We start from the raw sequence: 15,999 nt of genomic DNA, 5'->3' as shown, positions 1-15,999 counted from the left end.
CCGGGCCCCGGAGGCCGCCCGGCGGGCGCTCAGGAGTGGCCGAGGTCCTCCGTCGGCCCGTCCGCCTCGTCCGGGACGGAGCCGCTGTCCCGTGCCGGGCGCAGGGGGTACTCGTCCACCTGAAGCGTGTCCAGGGCGTGCGGGGCGGGCTTCGGCGGCTTCGGCATCACGGCCGCCTCGGAGTGGCCCCCGCATCCGTAGGCCAGCGACACCACATGGCCGTCGGCCGGGCCGAACTCGTTCGCGCACACCCCGAAGGCCTGCTTCAGCGAGCCCGTCATCGGTACCAGGAACGCGCAGCTCACACAGGTGGCCGGGGCCGCCTGTGCCATCGGGGTCTTCGGACCGAACGCCTCGTCCCAGCGGTCGGCGGCCGCGTGCAGCCCGTACCGGGACAGCACCCGGGCCCGCCGGGTGCCCAGCTCTTCCGCGACGGCGGCGATGGAACCGCGGCTCGTCGCGACCGGCCGGAACGTCAGCTCCGCGTCCTCGGCGTCGACGAGGTCCGCCAGCTCCTCGGAGACCGCGGAGTTCGGCGGGGGCTCGTCCTCGCCGGTGTAGCCGGGCTCCAGGCGGAGGTCCTCCGCCTCGGTGGGCAGCAGGTCGCCGGGGCCCATGTCACCCGGACGCAGCCGCTCGCTCCACGGCACCCATTCAGGGGCCAGGAGGGCGTCCGCGCCCGGCAGGAGCACCGTCTCGTCCAGGGTGACGTTCTTGGCCCGGGAGGCCCTGGCGACCGTCACCGCCCAGCGCCAGCCCCGGTAGCCGGGCTCCTTGCACTCGAAGTAGTGGGTGACGACCCGGTCTCCCTCGGAGACGAGCCCCGCGTGTTCACCGACCACTCCTGGCGCGGCCGCCTCTTCGGCCGCCGCGCGTGCGAGGTCTACCGCCTCGGCGCACAGGCGGTCGGGAACGGGGGTACGGGCCGTACGGCTTCGCGTCGTCGCAGCACTCACAGGTCTCGCTTCTCTCCATACGCCAGTCTCACGAGCGCGCCAGCTGCTGTGCGATTGCTGTTTTCGGCCATGACAGCTGCGGGCGGAGCGGACCTGGGGGCCGCGTCGACGTCCACACCCGTTGTGCCTGCCTCGGGCGCGCCTTCTGCCATCCATTCTGCGGGATCGCGGAGAGGCGCGCGGCCAAGAACAACCGCCGGTGGCGCGTTACGCACGCTACCCTCTCCGCCGCCCCGCGCCCACCTGCCCGTCCCAAACGTGCCGTATCCGTTCTGCCGCTCACTGGTCCGACGGGGCATCCCGCGCCGCGCCAGCGGCCGATCACGGTTCATCGGGGCGACGGTTGGGGCACTATGACGAGGTGGCTGCCGCCAGGTCGCACGACGGTCCCGGCCCGCTCCGAAGGGCGGGCCGGTCGGTCGCCCATGCCCTGCACACCCCGTTCACGGGCACCGCGAAAGGCATCCGGAAGGCGACGCACGCCCATGGCGCCGGGGAATCCGGCCTCGGCAAACTGATCGAGCTGCACGCGGTGAACGGCGCCGGCGACGTGATGATCACGGTCGCGCTCGCCTCCACGGTGTTCTTCTCCGTCCCCACGGACGAGGCCCGCGGCCGGGTCGCCCTGTACCTGGCCATCACCATGGCCCCCTTCACCCTGCTCGCCCCGGTGATCGGCCCGCTGCTCGACCGGCTGCCGCACGGCCGCCGGGCCGCGATGGCGGGCGCGATGCTCGCCCGTGCGGTGCTGGCCCTCACCATGTCGGGCGCGGTCGCCACCGGCGGCCTGGAGCTGTACCCGGCGGCGCTGGGCGTCCTGGTCGCCTCCAAGGCGTACGGAGTCGTCCGCAGCGCGGTCGTGCCCCGCCTGCTGCCACCCCGCTTCTCCCTCGTGAAGGCCAATTCACGGGTCACCCTGGCGGGACTCCTCGCCACGGGGGTGGCGGCCCCGATCGGGGCCGGGCTCCAGGCCGTCGGCTCGGGCTGGCCGCTCTACGGCGCGTGCGCGATCTTCCTCACGGGGACCTTCCTGGCCTTCACCCTGCCGCCCAAGGTCGACTCCGCGAAGGGCGAGCGCAAGGCCCGGCTGGTCGACCCACACGCCGAGGGCGCCGGACCGGCGGGCGGCGGGCGGGCGAGGGCCGACGGCGGCCGGCGCGACAGCCGCGGCAGGGACCGGGCCAACGGCGCGAAACAGGCCAGGGAGAAGCCGCCCGGACTGCGCTCCGTCGGCGGTTCCGTCCTGCACGGGCTCCAGGCGAACGCCTCGCACCGGGCGCTCTCCGGCTTCCTCATCTTCTTCCTGGCGTTCCTGCTGCGCGAGCAGCCGCTCTCGGGCCAGAGCGCCGCCGTCTCGCTCGGCATCGTCGGCGTCGCCGCCGGGGCGGGCAACGCGTGCGGTACGGCGGTGGGCTCCTGGCTCCGGGCCCGCGGCCCCGAGGTGATCATCGCGACCGTCCTCGGGCTCGCCCTGGGCGTGGCCGTGCTCGCCGCGGTGTTCTTCTCCACCGTGATGGTCGCCGCGCTCGGCGCGGTCGCGGGGTTCACCCAGGCCCTGTCCAAGCTCTCGCTGGACGCCATGATCCAGCGGGACGTCCCCGAGGAGGTCCGCACCTCGGCGTTCGCCCGGTCCGAGACACTGCTCCAGATGGCCTGGGTGGTCGGCGGCGGTATCGGCATCGCGCTGCCCCTCAACGCGGTACTCGGCATGTCGGTCGCCGCCTGCATCCTGGCCCTGGGCGCCGCCACCTCCGTACGGGGGCTGCTGGGAGCCGCGCGGCGCGGCACGCCGCACCCCCGCGTGGCATGAGCGGGGGCGACCGATAGCCTTCGGCCCATGACCGTTGCGTTCTTCTCCGGTAAGGGCCGTCGAATCGGCGTCGCTCTTGGTGCCGTGTCCGCGGGACTCCTTGTCCTGTCCGCCTGCGACAAGCCGACGCCGCTCGCCACCGTGACGGTCGGCGACAACTCGGTGAGCTCCGAGGCGACCTGCTACAACGACGGCAACGCCCTCAAGGAGTCCGAGATCCAGGGCTGCCTCAACAAGAAGGCGGAGAAGTCCGTCAAGGTCGCGATGGACGACAAGGTCCGCTTCGGCGTCGACCCCGAGATCGCCGACAACGGCTGGACGCTCTTCATCAACGGCCAGCAGGCCGAGCAGGAGCCGTACAAGAAGACCTACCGGTCGATCCCGGGCAGCGCCTTCTTCGCCAGTCAGACCGGCGAGACCTCCAGCAAGACGCAGATCTCCATCGTGGAGACCAAGGGCAAGAAGCTCACGGGCATCTGGCACTTCGAGCTCAAGAAGACGTCCTGACCCCCATGCGTGTGCTCGTCGTGACCGCTGTCCCGGTGGAACGGGACGCGGTCACGCGTGCGTTCGGGGGCACCCCGCAGGTCCTGCCGGTGCCCGGCGGCGAACTGCACCGCACCGGCGCGTTCGACGTGCTGGCGGGCGGTGTGGGCCCCTCTGCCGCGGCGGCCTCGACCGCCTTCGCCCTGGCCTCGGCGCCACAGCCGTACGGTCTCGTGGTCTCGGCCGGTATCGGCGGCGGTTTCGCCCCCGCCGCGCCCCTCGGCTCACTCGTCGTGGCCACCGAGGTCATCGCCGCCGACCTGGGCGCCGAGACCCCGGACGGCTTCGTGCCCGTCACCGCTCTCGGCTTCGGCCGGGAACGCTTCCTGCCGCCGCTCGCGCTCGTACAGGAGGTGGCGTCCGCCACCGGCGCGGCCACCGGCCCGGTGCTCACGGTCTCCACCGTGACCGGCAGCGCCCGGCGCGCCGCCGCGCTGCTCGCCGCGCACCCGGGCGCGCTGGCCGAGGCGATGGAGGGCTTCGGGGCCGCGGAGGCCGCCGGACGGGCCGGCGTCCCCGTGCTGGAGGTGCGGGCCGTCTCCAACGCCGTCGGCCCCCGCGACCGCGACGCCTGGCGCATCGGTGACGCGCTGGCCGCGCTCACCGGGGCGTTCGGGAAGACCGCACCCGTACTGGAAGGTTGGACCCAGCATGACCGAAACCACCGGAACGACCGGACCGGCTGACAGCCCGTTGCGGATCGCGTTCTCGCCCTGCCCCAACGACACCTTCGTGTTCGACGCCTGGGCGCACGGAAGGGTCCCCGGCGCGCCCGCCCTCGACGTCACCTTCGCCGACATCGACCTCACCAACGGCATGGCCGAGCGCGGTGAGCTGGATGTGCTGAAGGTGTCGTACGCCGTGCTGCCCTGGGTCCTCGACGAGTACGCCCTGCTGCCGTGCGGCGGTGCGCTGGGCCGGGGCTGCGGCCCGCTCGTCCTGACGAGGGAGCCGGGTACGGATCTGACCGGGCGGACCGTCGCCGTGCCGAGCGAGCGCTCGACCGCCTATCTGCTCTTCCGGCTCTGGGCGGCGGAGGTCGTCCCCGGCGGGGTGGGCGAGATCGTCGTCATGCCCTTCCACGAGATCATGCCCGCCGTGCGGGACGGCAGGGTGGACGCCGGTCTGGTCATCCACGAGGCGCGGTTCACGTACCAGAACTACGGTCTGCACAACCTGGCGGACATGGGCCGTCACTGGGAGGACACGACCGGGCTGCCGATCCCGCTCGGCGCGATCATCGCCAAGCGCTCGCTGGGCGCCGACACGCTGAAGAGGCTGGCCGATTCCGTGCGTACGTCGGTGCTGATGGCCCGGGACGAGCCGGAGGTCTCACGGGCCTACGTCCAGGAACACGCCCAGGAGATGGACCCGGCCGTGGCCGACCAGCACATCGGGCTGTACGTCAACGAGTTCACCGCCGACCTCGGCCCGGACGGCTACGCGGCGATCCGCGGTCTGCTGACACGCGCGGCGGCCGAGGGGCTTGTTCCGCCCCTCGGCCCGAACGCTCTCTCGTTCCCCTGACCCACCGGGATCACGGGGCGGCGTCTACACGTCCAGCTGGTCGGCGACCGCCCGCAGCAGGCCGGCGATCTTCCCGCCCGCGGCCTTGTCGGGATAGCGGCCCCGCTCCAGCATCGGCGTGATGTTCTCCAGGAGCGTGGTCAGGTCCTGGACGATCGACGCCAGCTCGTCCGGCTTGCGGCGCTGGGCGGCCGCGACGGACGGGGTGGGGTCGAGAATGGCCACGGACAGCGCCTGGTCACCGCGCTGGCCTGCGACAACGCCGAATTCCACCCGCTGGCCCGGCTTGAGCACGTCGACTCCGGCAGGGAGTACCGACGAGTGGACGAAGACGTCGCCGCCGTCGTCGCGGGAGAGAAAGCCGAAGCCCTTCTCGCTGTTGAACCATTTGACCTTGCCGGTGGGCACGTCTGTCCTCGTCCTCGTCAGTGGGCGGGAGAGCCTGGGAAACGGCTCCGGATAGCAGTACAGCGGGCCCCATGACCCGCCGGGTCCAAGGCTAATGGCCCTGGGGCCGGTGACAAGACGTCGCCGGACGGTTCCTCCGGGCTGGGAACTACCCTGGCGGGGTGAGTACTACTCCTTCTGGCGCAGGTGACCGGCTGGTTCAGGTCGGCGCGATCGTTTTCTTCGTCGGCGCACTGGCCACTCTGGTCACAGTGGCCCCACTTTTCCTGGGCACGGACCCGTTCCCGTCGATCGCCTACGCGGTCTGCATGCTGATGGGCGTCGGGTTCCTCATCGCGGCGGCGGGCGTCGTGCGGTCGGCGTGGAGCAGCTCCCCGAAGCGGACCGCCGGCAGCCGCCCGTAGCGCCGCCCGCCGGGCCCCGGCACCGGCGGACCCGCGGCGGGACCGCGGCGGGACCGTCAGCCGCGGCTCCGCTCGTACCCGCGCAGCCAGGCCGGGAAGCCCGTCAGGTCCGGCAGGATCACGTCGGCGCCCGCCGCGCGCAGCTCGTCCGCGTCGCACGGGCCCGTCGTCACGCCGACCGACAGCGCACCGGCCGCGCGGGCTCCGCGCACGTCCCCGGTGTGGTCGCCGACGTACACCTGAGCGCCGTGCTCGATCAGTGCGCGCGCCTTGGCCTCGGCCCAGAGCCGCCCGACCAGTTCGTCCGGCTCGATCCCCAGATGGTCGAGGTGGAGCCTGGCGCTCGGCTCGTGCTTGGCGGTGATGACGAGCGTCCGGCCGCCCAGCGCCCGCACCGCCTCGATGGCCTCCCGCGCACCGGGCAGCGCCGTGGTCGGGGTGATCGCGTGTATGGGATAGATCTCCCGGTAGCGGTCGGCCGTCGCGGCCACCCGGTCGGCCGGGTACCAGTTCGCCAGCTCCTCCTCCACCGGCGGGCCGAGCCTGCTGACGACCAGGCCGGTGTCGATCGGCACGCCCGTCTCGGCGGACAGCGCCCGGTAGTTGGCCCCGATGCCGGGGCGGGAGTCCATGAGCGTCATATCGAGGTCGAAGCCGACCGTCAGGGGATGCGGAGCCATGGTGGCCATTGTGCCCACCGGCCGCCTCGACCGGCGAAATCACGCCGCCTAGACTTAGCCAAGCCTTACCTCCCTCGCACGCGTCCCGACGGCCGCGTGACGCGCCACCGCGCATCACGTCCACGGCTCCGCGCGCGCCCGTGTCCGCTTCGATGGGGTCAGATGTCAGCCGCCGCACCACGCCTCTCCAGACGCGCATGCGCGACGGCGGCGGCCGTCCTCGCGCTGTTGCTCGCCGTACTGCTCAGCCTCGCCGTGGGCGCGCGCTCCATCGCCCCCTCCGAGGTCTTCGACGCACTGCTGCACGGCGGGAACTCCGACGCCGCCGAAGTCATCCGGAACATGCGGGTGCCGCGCACCCTGATCGGGCTGATGGTCGGCGCCTCCCTGGCCCTGGCGGGCACGGTGCTCCAGGGCATCACCCGTAACCCCATCGCCGACCCCGGCATCCTCGGCATCAGCCAGGGCGCCTCGGTGGGCGTGGTGCTGGCCATCGCGTACGCCGGGGTCCACACCCTCACCGGCTATGTCTGGTTCGCGTTCGCGGGCGCCGCGATCGCCTCCGTGGCGGTGTACGCCATCGCCTCCAGCGGGCGCGGCGGTGCGACCCCGGTGAAACTCGCGCTGGGCGGCGCCGCGATCAACGCGCTGCTGGTCTCGGTGACGATGGCGGTGCTCACGACGAAGGCGTCCGCGCTGGACGAGTTCCGCTTCTGGCAGGTCGGTTCCATCGCCGGGCGCGAGGCGGAGGTGGCCCAGCAGATCTGGCCGTTCCTCCTCCTCGGCACCGTCCTCGTGCTCTCCGTGGCGCGCGGGCTCGACGCGCTCGCACTGGGCGAGGACATGGCGAAGGGCCTGGGCCAGAAGGTCGCCACCGTACGGATCGTCGGCGGCATCGGGGCGACCGTGCTGACCGGCGCCGGGGTCGCCGCGGCCGGGCCGATCGCCTTCATCGGCCTCGCCGTCCCCCACATCGCCCGTGCGATCGTCGGCAACGACCACCGCTGGGTACTGCCCATGGCCGCGCTCATCGGCCCCGTGATGCTGCTCGTCTCCGATGTCATCGGCCGCGTCCTGTTCCCGCCGAGCGAGGTCCCGGCGGGTGTGATGACGGCCCTGATCGGGGTGCCCTTCCTGGTCACCCTGGTACGCCGGAAGGCGGTGCCCGCATGAACGCGGCCATGACCCCGGTACGTCCCCCCGTGCGGCCCGCCGGTTACTCGCTCGTCGGGGTCGGGACGCGCGGACGGTTCCTGCTGCACCGCCGCGCCGCCGCCGTTGCGGCCGTCCTCGTCGTCCTGCTGGCCCTGGTCTGTGTCGCCTACCTCTGCGTCGGCGAGAGCTTCGTCGCGCCCGCCGAGGCGGTGAAGGTGGTCCTGGGACAGCCCTCGCCCGGCGAACTGGTCGTGGGCACGCTGCGGCTGCCGCGCATGGTCGTCGGGCTGCTCGTCGGTGTGGCCTTCGGGATCGCCGGCGCGCTGATCCAGACCGTGGCCCGCAACCCGCTCGCCAGCCCCGACATCATCGGCATCAGCCAGGGCGCGAGCGCGCTGACGGTCGGCGCGATGACGTTCGGCATCACCTCGTACACCGTCCTGCCGTACCTGTCGGTGATCGGCGGAGTCGCCGCGGCGGCCCTCGTGTACGCCTTCGCCTGGCGCGGCGGGCTGCACGCCACCCGCTTCGTCCTCATCGGCATCGGCTTCGCCATCGCGCTGCGGTCGGTCACCACGCTGTTCCTGACGAAGGGCGACTACCTGGTCGCCCAGCAGGCCCAGATCTGGATGACCGGCTCCCTCAACGGGCGCGGCTGGGAGGAGGCCGCACCGATCGGCTGGACGCTGCTGATCCTGCTGCCCGCCGTGCTGTGGGCCTCCCGCGCGCAGCGCGCCGTCACGATGGACGACGACACCGCCACCGCGCTCGGCGTACGCCTGGGGCGGGTACGGCTCGGGCTCGTCGCCCTCGGCGTGGTCCTGGCGTCCGTGGCCACGGGGACGGCCGGGCCGGTGGACTTCGTGGCGCTGCTGGCGCCGCAGATCGCCCGGCGGATGACGCGCACGGCGCAGATCCCGCTGTTCTGTTCCGCCCTGCTCGGCGCGGTGATCGTCGTCTTCGCCGATCTGCTCGCCCGCAGGCTCTTCTCCCCCACCGAACTGCCGGTGGGTGTCCTGACGGCGGCGGTCGGCGCCCCGTACCTGATCTGGCTGATCATCCGCGGCCACAGCGGCCGCAGTGGAGGCAAGGCATGAGCGAGACCCTCCGGACCGACGAAACGGTGGGGACGACCAGCAGGCTCTCGGCCCGCGGGCTGACCCTCGCCTACGAGGACCGCACCGTCGTGCACGAGCTGGACCTCGCCGTACCCGACGGGCAGGTCACCGTCATCGTCGGCCCGAACGCCTGCGGCAAGTCGACCACCCTGCGGGCGCTCGGCCGGCTCCTCAAGCCGCGCGACGGTGCCGTCCTGCTGGACGGCACCGAACTGGCGAGGATCCCCACGAAGCGGATCGCCCAGTCCATCGGGCTGCTCCCGCAGACCCCGGTGGCCCCCGAGGCGATCACCGTCTCCGACCTGGTCGCCCGGGGCCGCCAGCCGCACCAGCACTGGTGGCAGCAGTGGTCGGAGGCGGACGAACGCGCGGTCACGGACGCCATGGACCGTACGGACGTCACGGCACTCGCCGACCGCTCGGTGGACGAACTGTCCGGCGGGCAGCGCCAGCGGGTGTGGATCGCGATGGCGCTCGCCCAGGACACCGATCTGCTGCTGCTCGACGAGCCGACGACCTACCTCGACATCGCGCACCAGGTGGAGGTCCTGGACCTGGTGCGCCAGCTCGCCGCCCCGGCGGCGGACGGCACCCGCGGCCGGACCGTGGTGACCGTGCTCCACGACCTCAACCAGGCCGCCCGGTACGCCGACCACCTGGTCGCCATGAAGGCGGGCCGGATCGTCGCGGAGGGCCACCCGCGCGATGTCGTCACCGCCGGGCTCGTGCGCGAGGTCTTCGGCCTGGAGGCGGTGATCGTCCCGGACCCGGTGACGGGTTCGCCGCTCGTCGTGCCCGGCGCCCCCTGGACATCTCCCCGTTCCCCGCTCAGAAAGGCTCCACAGACATGACCGTCCCCTTCCGCCGCCGTGGCCTGGTCGCCGGCTCCCTCGCCGTGACCGCCGCGCTCACCCTCTCCGCGTGCGGCTCCACCGAACACGGCTCGGCCTCCGGCTCGTCGGAGGACAAGAGCAAGACCCACACGGTCAGCACCGCGAACGGGAACGTCGACGTCCCCGTGGATCCCAAGCGGGTCGTCGTCCTCGACACCGGCGAGCTGGACTCCGCGCTCAGCCTGGGCATCCGCCCGGTCGGCGCGACGCACTCGGCGTCGGAGGACGGTTTCCCCTCCTACCTGCCCGCGAGCGGGACGAAGGGCATCAAGGAGGTCGGCGAGATCGCCAACCCCAACATGGAGGCCGTCGCCGCGCTCAAGCCCGACCTGATCCTCACGAGCAAGGTCCGTGACGGTGACCGTTACGAGCAGCTCAGCGAGATCGCCCCGACCGTGATGACCGAGGCCACCGGCAGCGCCTGGAAGGAGAACTTCCAGCTGCACGCGGACGCGCTCGGCAAGAAGGACGAGGCCGAGAAGGTCATCGCGAAGTACGACGCCCATGTGGCGGAGGTGACGGAGGCGATCGGCGGCAAGGAGAAGGCGGCGGCCACCGACGTCAACTTCGTCCGGTTCGTCGAGGGCGCCGAGATCCGCATCTACGGCAAGCAGAACTACATCGGCTCGATCCTCGCCGACCTCGGCATGGGCCGCCCCGCGATCACGGACAAGGCGAAGGACGGGTTCTCGTACGACGTGTCGCCCGAGAAGATCGACCTGGCGGACGCGGATGTCATCTTCACGTCCACGTACGGCGACCCGGGCAAGGCGGGCACGACCAAGACGATGAACAGCGGCCTGTGGAAGGGGCTGACCGCGTCCAAGAACGACAAGGTCTTCAAGGTCGACGACCGTCTGTGGATCGCGGGCATCGGCTACACGGCCGCGGACAAGATCCTGGACGAGTTCCGGACCAGCCTGACGAAGTGACCCGACGGCGGGACGCCTCCCGCCCCGGATGCCCGACGGGCCGGCCCCACACCCGGGGGCCGGCCCGTCGGGCGTCACGCGGCCGGGGCCGGTGTCCGGTGCCGGTGTCCGGTGCCGGTGTCCGGTGCGCGGGCGCGGGCGGTGTCCGTACGCGGGCGCGGGCCGGGGTCGGGGCCGGGCCGGGGCGCGTCCGTGCGCTGGTCGGGGTCGGGCGGGGGCGTGCCCGTGCGCGGGCCGGGGCGCGTCCGGTCGCCGACCGGGGCGTGTCCGTGCGCTGGTCGGGGCGCGTCCGGTCGCCGGCCGGGGCCGGTCCGGCTGCCGGGCCCGTGCGTGGGCCGGTCCAGCTGCCGGGCCCGTGTCCGTGCGCGGGCCGTGGCGGCGGCCCGGCCCCGGCGGCCCCGGCTGCCCGGCACCAGGGGCGCTCAGGCGGCGCGTCCTCCCTGACCGGCCCGCTCAGGCGGCGCGTCCTCCCTGACCGGCCCGCTCAGGCGGCGCGTCCTCCCTGACCGGCCCGCTCAGGCGGCGCGTCCGCGCGCCCGCCACACCAGGTACAGCGCCGAGGCGACCGCCGCCACCCGCAGCACCACCGGCCAGGCGCCCACCAGGACGTCCCCCATCCCGCCCTCCGCGATGGGCTCCCCCCAGCGCCCTTCCATCCGGCCCCACACCCACACCACGGTGGCCGCCACCACCACACCCGGCAGCCCCATCGCGGCCCACTTCGCCTCGGCCCGGGACAGGGTGCGCGAGCTGTACGCGAGGAGCCAGCCGCCCGCGAGAGCCAGCCAGGAGCCCGTCACCGCTCCGCCCACCAGCAGCGCGGCGGCCAGGAGCAGCAGCGGGTGCGCGAAGCGGGCGGCCTTCGTCGCGGCGGCGGGTTCCGGTGCGGCGGCGGCCGCCTTGCGGCGGCGCAGTCTCGGCAGCCCGAGGCGTACGCGGGCGCCCTTCGCGGGTTGCTCCCCGCCCTTCCCGGTCCCGTCCCCGGTCCCGCCCTCGCGGTCCTCGCCGCTCTCGCCGCTCTCGCCGTCGAGGTCGTCGGCCTCCTCGTCCGCGTCCGGGTCGCGGGCGGGCTTCGCCGGCCTCGGGGGCCTGAAGATCTCGGGGATCTCCACGCCCCCGACGAATCCCGGTACGCGCTCGCCGTCGCCGAACGATCCCGGCGCGATGCGCCACCAGTCGGGTTCACCACCGGACGGGCCCTGCTGGTCGAGGCCCAGGACATGCGGCGCGGAGGGGTCCGGCCAGTCGTGCGCCGGGGCAGCGGTGTCCTCGGCGGCGGTCGCTCCGGCCGCGTCCGCGCCCCCGCCGCGCTTCCGGCTTCTCCGGCTCTCCCCGCGCTCCTCGTGCTCCCGGCCCTCTCCCGGGCTCGCGGGCGCTTCCGGGCTCGCGGGCGCTTCCGGGCTCGCGGGCGCTTCCGGGCTCGCGGGCGCTTCCGACGCGCCCCGCCGGGAACTGTCTTTCGGCTCCTTGCGGAGCAGCCCGCTCCGGGGCCGGGGAAGGCCGCGCCACTGCCCGCCGCCGGACCCGCCGCCCGCGCCGCGCTCCGCGCTCCGCGCCGACGGCAGCGGCACCGATCCGTCGCCCGACTCGGCCGCCGCGGCCACCAGTTCGTCCGGCGTGCCGAGCCTGCCGATGATGCGCCGCACCGCCGCCGGGGTGCCCGTGCCGTCCTGGTGGCGCTGCCGGTCGATCTCGCCCCGGAGCGTCGAGACGAGCCGCATCCGGGCGCCCGAGGGCAGCTGTTGTTGCTGGGCCAGGTCCCCGACCCGGCTCAGATAGTCGTAGACGAGCTGGTCGCTCTCGATCCCCACTCGATGGTTCCCCTCTACCGGCCCTGCCCCGACGGTAGCGTTCCAGCGGCTACCGTGGGACGGATGGGGACGACCACACCACCGCGCACGCTCGCCGAAGCTCTGCGCGCCCGCGCCGACGAATCGCTGGCCGGGCTGCTGCGTGCCCGCCCCGACCTCCTCAGTCCCGTGCCGAACGACATCACCCAGCTCGCGACGAGAGCGGGCACCCGTGCCTCCGTCGTCCGCGCGCTGGAACACCTGGACCGGTTCGCGCTCCAGACCGCGGAGGCACTGGCCGTGGCGCCGGACCCGGCCTCGTACGGCACGCTGCTCTCCCTGCTCACGGGGGACGGCCAGGACGACGGCGACCAGCGCGACGACGCGGGGAGCGCGATCACCGCCGCGCTGCCCGCCGCGTTGGCGACGCTGCGCGAACAGGCCCTCGTCTGGGGCGAGGACGACCGGTTGCGCCTGGTCCGTACGGCCAGGGAACTGCTCGCCCCGTCGCCGCAGCACCCCTCCCCCACCGGACTGGGCCCGACGGTCGCCGAGGCGACGGCCGGCATGTCGCCCGGCCGCCTCCAGGAGATCCTGACCGCGGCCGGGCTGCCCGCCACGCACGACCCGGTCTCGGCCGTCACCGCGCTGGCCGGTCTGTTCACGGACCGGACCAGAATGGCGGCCCTGCTGGACACCGCCCCGGTCGAGGCGCTGTCCGTGCTGGACCGGCTGGTGTGGGGGCCGCCGTACGGGGAGATCACGCCGAACCCCGCGCCGCCGGTCCGCTGGCTGCGCGACCGCGGCCTGCTGCTGCCGGTGTCGACGCGCACCGTCGTACTGCCCCGCGAGGCGGCGCTGCATCTGCGGGCCGGGCGCGCCCACCGCGTACCGGAACCGGTGCCGCCGGTCGTCGCGGCGGCGGCCGAGCGCGATCCCCAGGCTGTGGACAGAGCGGCGGCGGGCCAGGCGTTCACGGCCCTGTCCACCGTCGAGGACCTGCTGAAGCTCTGGAACGGCGGCGGCCCGGCGATCCTGCGCGCGGGCGGGCTGAGCGTACGTGAGCTGAAGCGGGCCGCGAACGCGATGGACGTGACGGAGCCGGTCGCCGCGTTCTGGGTCGAACTCGCCCACGCGGCCGGGCTGCTGGCCGCCGACGGGGAGAGCGACGAACGGTACGCGGCGACGCCCGCGTACGACGACTGGCTCGAACTCCCCGCCCAGGACCGCTGGGCACGGCTCGCCACCGCCTGGCTCGCCGCCACCCGCACCGCCGGTCTGGTCGGCGGCCAGGACGCCAAGGGGCGGGCGCTGTCCGCGCTCGGCCCCGAACTGGACCGCTCGGCCGCGCCGGAGGTACGCCACCGGGTGCTGGCCCTGTTCGCCGCGCTGCCGCCGGGCACGGCACCGGACCCCGTGACACTACTGGCCCGGCTGCGCTGGGAGCGCCCCCTGCGCGGGGGTGCGCGGGGCGCCGGGATGCCGGGGGCTCCCCGGCCCGCCGAGGCTTCGCCCTCCGCCCCCGGGGACACCTCCGACCTGCGGTCCCGGATCGCCCTGTGGACGGTCAACGAGGCGGAGCTGCTGGGCATCACGGGCCGGGGCGCCCTCTCCTCGCAGGCCCGCGCGCTGCTGGCCCAGGGCCCCGGCGCGGCCGCCGCCCTGCTCACCCCGCTCCTGCCCGAACCGCTCGGCCATGTGCTGCTCCAGGCCGACCTGACGGCCGTCGCCCCCGGCCCGCTGGAACGCCCGCTCGCCGAGACGCTGTCGGTCCTCGCGGACATCGAGTCCAAGGGCGGGGCCACGGTCTACCGCTTCACCCCCGGTTCGGTGCGCCGGGCGCTGGACGCCGGGCAGGCCGCCGCCGACCTGCACGCGTTCCTGGCCGCGCACAGCCGTACGCCGGTGCCGCAGCCGCTGAGCTACCTCATCGACGACGTGGCCCGCCGCCACGGCCATCTGCGGATCGGCTCCGCCTCGGCGTACGTGCGCTGCGACGACGAGGCCGTACTGAACGAGATCCTCGCCGACAGGCGCTCGGCCACGCTGCGGCTGCGCCGGCTCGCGCCGACCGTGCTGGCCGCCCAGGCCGACCCGGCGTCCCTGCTCGAAGGGCTGCGCGAGATGGGCTACGCCCCGGCCGCCGAGTCCGCCGAGGGCGACGTCCTGATCACCCGGGCGGGCGCCCGCCGCACCCCGCCCCGCTCGGCTCCCGTACCCGTGCCCGAGGGCCCGCCGGTCCCGGACGAGACCCTGCTGGGCGCGGCGGTGCGGGCGATCCGGGCCGGGGACACGGCCGCGACGGTCGTCCGCAAGGAGACCGGGGAGGGTCCCGAGACCCCGGCCGCCGCCGGGTCCCTGCCCCGTACGACGTCGGCGGAGACCCTGGCCACGGTCCAGGCCGCCGCCATGACGGGCTCGGCGGTCTGGATCGGCTACGTCAACGCGGACGGCGCCGCCAGCCAGCGGGTGATCGCTCCGGTCCGGGTGGAGGGCGGTTTCGTGACGGCGTACGACCACACGGCCGACGAGGTCCGCACCTATCCGCTGCACCGCATCACGGGCGTGGCGGAACTGGCCGACGACGCGAAGCCGTAGAACCCGCCGCCACGGACCGGGCCGGGCCGTGGACCTGGCCGGGCGTGGACCGGGTCGGGCGTGGACCGGGCCGGGCCGTGGATCAGCCGGAGCCGCTGATCAGGCGGGGTCCATGTCGCGGAAACGCTCGTACGTCTCCGAGCCGGTCGCGCCCTTGTTCCACTTGACGGTCAGGGTGTCGCCGCTCTGGTTCAGATTGCCGACCCGGTCCTTGCTCTCGACCCGCTTCCCGTCCTGCTCGCACAGGAGCGCGACCTCCAGGAAGTCACCGCTCCCGTCCTTCTGCCAGCGCCCCTTGCACTCGAATCCGGCGCCGTCGCTCAGGACCGCGTTGATCCGGGACGGTTCGTCGGCGTACTCGTCGCCGAGCGCCAGCATCGTGGAGTCGGAGGCCTTCCAGACGGCCTGGAGCCCGGTCCCGGTCGGTTCGGGGACCAGCGGGTTCACGGGGGTCTCCGACTCCTCCGGCGGCGGCTGGACGGTCGGGGTCGTACCGCTCGGACCCGTGCTGGGCGCCGAGGTGCCCTGACTGCCCTTGGCCACGGGCGACTTGCCGTCGTCATCACTGCCGCGCCCGACCGCGAACCACACCCCGCCCGCCACGACGGCCAGGGCGACGACGGAAGCGGCCACGATGATCCCGGTCCTCCGCTTCCCGGGGCCGCCCGGACCCCCTGGACCGCCGAGCACCTGCGGAGGCTGTCCCGGCGGCGGGTAGCCCCCGTACGGGGACTGCTGCGGCGGCTGTGCGGGCTGCTGCTGCCCGTACGCGTACGGCTGGACCGGCTGGGACGGCTGGACCGGCTGCGCGTACGGGTTGTCGGCCACGGGCTGGGCGGGCTGCGGAGGCTGCGGAGGCCCGTAGCCGGGCTGCGGGGGCGCGGCCGGGGGCTGGGACGGGGGCGGGGGCGGCGCGCCGAAGGGCTGCGGCGCGGACTGCGGAGGCTGCTGCGGGTACGGCTGTGACTGCGGCTGCTGCTGCGGATACGGCTGCGGCTGCGGCTGCGGCTGCTCACTGGGCGGCTGTGACACGTGGCTCCTCCCCCGGGCCGACGACCTGCCGGCAGGCGATCATTCTCCACCAGCCGCCCGCCGGGCCCCCTGCCCGGCCTCGCCCCGCCCCTGCCGGACCTCTGTGGCGTGAGCCACCCACCGCTCACCCCGCATGCGGCACACTGGACG

The 15,999-nt window shown here is 74.1% G+C and carries 15 protein-coding genes; 10 read left to right on the top strand and 5 right to left on the bottom strand.

What is annotated here, in order from left to right; translation table 11 throughout:
- Nucleotides 1–29 precede the first annotated feature (29 nt).
- The gene (locus tag ACIGJO_RS08175; RefSeq protein ID WP_399953816.1) at nucleotides 30–956 is read right to left on the bottom strand and encodes a DUF3027 domain-containing protein; all 927 of its coding nucleotides are present in this window, start codon (nucleotides 954–956) and stop codon (nucleotides 30–32) included.
- Between the two features lie 361 nt (nucleotides 957–1,317).
- Here ACIGJO_RS08175 and ACIGJO_RS08170 point away from each other — a divergent pair, with 361 nt between their 5' ends.
- From ACIGJO_RS08170 to ACIGJO_RS08155, 4 genes are read left to right on the top strand one after another with little or no spacing between them, the layout of a single operon-like run.
- A complete protein-coding gene (locus ACIGJO_RS08170; protein WP_399953813.1) occupies nucleotides 1,318–2,766 on the top strand; it encodes an MFS transporter in 1,449 nt (482 codons plus the stop codon).
- A gap of 27 nt (nucleotides 2,767–2,793) precedes the next feature.
- Nucleotides 2,794–3,273, top strand: coding sequence for a DUF2771 domain-containing protein (locus ACIGJO_RS08165; RefSeq protein WP_399953810.1), 480 nt, complete (start codon nucleotides 2,794–2,796; stop codon nucleotides 3,271–3,273).
- Nucleotides 3,274–3,278: 5 nt separating this feature from the next.
- Nucleotides 3,279–3,998 (top strand): futalosine hydrolase, encoded by a 720-nt coding sequence (locus tag ACIGJO_RS08160; protein ID WP_399953807.1) that lies wholly within the window; start codon nucleotides 3,279–3,281, stop codon nucleotides 3,996–3,998.
- Nucleotides 3,964–4,839, top strand: coding sequence for a 1,4-dihydroxy-6-naphthoate synthase (locus tag ACIGJO_RS08155; RefSeq protein ID WP_399953804.1), 876 nt, complete (start codon nucleotides 3,964–3,966; stop codon nucleotides 4,837–4,839). Before ACIGJO_RS08160 ends, ACIGJO_RS08155 begins: the two co-directional genes overlap by 35 nt.
- 24 nt (nucleotides 4,840–4,863) lie before the next feature.
- Here the strand turns inward: ACIGJO_RS08155 and ACIGJO_RS08150 are convergent, their stop codons facing one another.
- Nucleotides 4,864–5,247 carry a cold-shock protein gene (locus tag ACIGJO_RS08150; protein WP_323179698.1) on the bottom strand — a complete coding sequence of 128 codons (384 nt, stop codon included), beginning with the start codon at nucleotides 5,245–5,247 and terminating at the stop codon, nucleotides 4,864–4,866.
- Between the two features lie 161 nt (nucleotides 5,248–5,408).
- Here ACIGJO_RS08150 and ACIGJO_RS08145 point away from each other — a divergent pair, with 161 nt between their 5' ends.
- Nucleotides 5,409–5,651, top strand: coding sequence for a hypothetical protein (locus ACIGJO_RS08145; protein ID WP_399953800.1), 243 nt, complete (start codon nucleotides 5,409–5,411; stop codon nucleotides 5,649–5,651).
- Nucleotides 5,652–5,707: 56 nt separating this feature from the next.
- Here ACIGJO_RS08145 and ACIGJO_RS08140 read toward each other — a convergent pair whose 3' ends face one another.
- Nucleotides 5,708–6,340, bottom strand: a complete 633-nt coding sequence (locus ACIGJO_RS08140; RefSeq protein ID WP_399953797.1) for an HAD family hydrolase — start codon at nucleotides 6,338–6,340, stop codon at nucleotides 5,708–5,710.
- A gap of 153 nt (nucleotides 6,341–6,493) precedes the next feature.
- Between ACIGJO_RS08140 and ACIGJO_RS08135 the strand changes: the two genes are divergently transcribed.
- Genes ACIGJO_RS08135 through ACIGJO_RS08120 form a run of 4 tightly spaced genes read left to right on the top strand, consistent with a single transcriptional unit; the run spans nucleotide 6,494 to nucleotide 10,429 of the window.
- Nucleotides 6,494–7,504, top strand: a complete 1,011-nt coding sequence (locus ACIGJO_RS08135; protein WP_399953794.1) for a FecCD family ABC transporter permease — start codon at nucleotides 6,494–6,496, stop codon at nucleotides 7,502–7,504.
- Nucleotides 7,501–8,583 carry a FecCD family ABC transporter permease gene (locus tag ACIGJO_RS08130; protein ID WP_399953791.1) on the top strand — a complete coding sequence of 361 codons (1,083 nt, stop codon included), beginning with the start codon at nucleotides 7,501–7,503 and terminating at the stop codon, nucleotides 8,581–8,583. The genes ACIGJO_RS08135 and ACIGJO_RS08130 overlap by 4 nt, the downstream gene beginning before the upstream one ends.
- Nucleotides 8,580–9,455 carry an ABC transporter ATP-binding protein gene (locus ACIGJO_RS08125; RefSeq protein WP_399953788.1) on the top strand — a complete coding sequence of 292 codons (876 nt, stop codon included), beginning with the start codon at nucleotides 8,580–8,582 and terminating at the stop codon, nucleotides 9,453–9,455. The genes ACIGJO_RS08130 and ACIGJO_RS08125 overlap by 4 nt, the downstream gene beginning before the upstream one ends.
- Entirely contained in the window at nucleotides 9,452–10,429 is a 978-nt protein-coding gene (locus ACIGJO_RS08120; protein ID WP_399953785.1) for an ABC transporter substrate-binding protein, read from the top strand. The genes ACIGJO_RS08125 and ACIGJO_RS08120 overlap by 4 nt, the downstream gene beginning before the upstream one ends.
- 515 nt (nucleotides 10,430–10,944) lie before the next feature.
- Here the strand turns inward: ACIGJO_RS08120 and ACIGJO_RS08115 are convergent.
- Nucleotides 10,945–12,240, bottom strand: coding sequence for a hypothetical protein (locus ACIGJO_RS08115; protein WP_399953781.1), 1,296 nt, complete (start codon nucleotides 12,238–12,240; stop codon nucleotides 10,945–10,947).
- Between the two features lie 63 nt (nucleotides 12,241–12,303).
- Here ACIGJO_RS08115 and ACIGJO_RS08110 point away from each other — a divergent pair, with 63 nt between their 5' ends.
- The gene (locus ACIGJO_RS08110) at nucleotides 12,304–14,817 is read left to right on the top strand and encodes a helicase C-terminal domain-containing protein (RefSeq protein WP_399953778.1); all 2,514 of its coding nucleotides are present in this window, start codon (nucleotides 12,304–12,306) and stop codon (nucleotides 14,815–14,817) included.
- A gap of 99 nt (nucleotides 14,818–14,916) precedes the next feature.
- Here the strand turns inward: ACIGJO_RS08110 and ACIGJO_RS08105 are convergent, their stop codons facing one another.
- Nucleotides 14,917–15,849 (bottom strand): hypothetical protein, encoded by a 933-nt coding sequence (locus tag ACIGJO_RS08105; RefSeq protein ID WP_399953775.1) that lies wholly within the window; start codon nucleotides 15,847–15,849, stop codon nucleotides 14,917–14,919.
- Between the last annotated feature and the right edge of the window lie 150 nt (nucleotides 15,850–15,999).

Origin of the sequence: Streptomyces sp. NPDC079020 (assembly GCF_044542225.1) — a bacterium.
Taxonomy (GTDB): Bacteria; Actinomycetota; Actinomycetes; order Streptomycetales; family Streptomycetaceae; genus Streptomyces.
Note: the sequence above shows the minus strand (reverse complement) of the source record. Positions and strands in the feature narration are given on the sequence as shown.

Excerpts from the sequence above, each read along its gene's own strand:
- ACIGJO_RS08165 (WP_399953810.1), top strand. The coding sequence starts at position 2,794 with ATGACCGTTGCGTTCTTCTCCGGTAAGGGCCGTCGAATCGGCGTCGCT.
- ACIGJO_RS08160 (WP_399953807.1), top strand. The coding sequence starts at position 3,279 with ATGCGTGTGCTCGTCGTGACCGCTGTCCCGGTGGAACGGGACGCGGTC.
- ACIGJO_RS08155 (WP_399953804.1), top strand. The coding sequence starts at position 3,964 with ATGACCGAAACCACCGGAACGACCGGACCGGCTGACAGCCCGTTGCGG.
- ACIGJO_RS08140 (WP_399953797.1), bottom strand. The coding sequence starts at position 6,340 with ATGGCCACCATGGCTCCGCATCCCCTGACGGTCGGCTTCGACCTCGAT.
- ACIGJO_RS08135 (WP_399953794.1), top strand. The coding sequence starts at position 6,494 with ATGTCAGCCGCCGCACCACGCCTCTCCAGACGCGCATGCGCGACGGCG.
- ACIGJO_RS08130 (WP_399953791.1), top strand. The coding sequence starts at position 7,501 with ATGAACGCGGCCATGACCCCGGTACGTCCCCCCGTGCGGCCCGCCGGT.
- ACIGJO_RS08125 (WP_399953788.1), top strand. The coding sequence starts at position 8,580 with ATGAGCGAGACCCTCCGGACCGACGAAACGGTGGGGACGACCAGCAGG.
- ACIGJO_RS08120 (WP_399953785.1), top strand. The coding sequence starts at position 9,452 with ATGACCGTCCCCTTCCGCCGCCGTGGCCTGGTCGCCGGCTCCCTCGCC.
- ACIGJO_RS08110 (WP_399953778.1), top strand. The coding sequence starts at position 12,304 with ATGGGGACGACCACACCACCGCGCACGCTCGCCGAAGCTCTGCGCGCC.